Source organism: Methylobacterium sp. E-065 (assembly GCF_022829605.1).
Lineage (GTDB): Bacteria > Pseudomonadota > Alphaproteobacteria > Rhizobiales > Beijerinckiaceae > Methylobacterium.
In genome coordinates this window covers 1-301 of the sequence record NZ_JAKSYD010000103.1, presented here as the reverse complement: position 1 = coordinate 301, position 301 = coordinate 1, and the positions used below count along the sequence as shown (strand labels likewise).

Sequence of the window (301 nt, the reverse complement as noted above, 5' to 3'; positions counted from 1 at the left end):
GTGGGTGCTGCCAGGGGCGGAGCGGCTCGGAGGTATCGATCGCGGCAGTGGCGCAGTTGGCGATCGGCTGGTAGACCAGCCGCAGTTAGTCGCGCGGGATGGTGGGGCCGACGGCCATTCTGTGAGGGCGGACTCGTCAGCCGGCATGTGGGCGTCGACTGGAGCGCCCTTGCGGTTCACGACGCAGATCATCGCCGCCGGGCGCACCTCGTACATCATCGGCCGGTCGTAAGTGATGCGGAACATCACAGGCGCGAAGTAGTCGCCCTTCTTATCGGTCCTGTCCGCACCAGCTGAGACC

1 protein-coding gene is annotated in these 301 nt (G+C 66.4%); it reads left to right on the top strand.

From position 1 onward, the window contains the following. Window positions 1-232: hypothetical protein (locus tag MKK84_RS11350; protein ID WP_243919764.1), on the top strand; the 232-nt coding region annotated here is incomplete at its 5' end. Window positions 233-301: the final 69 nt, after the last annotated feature.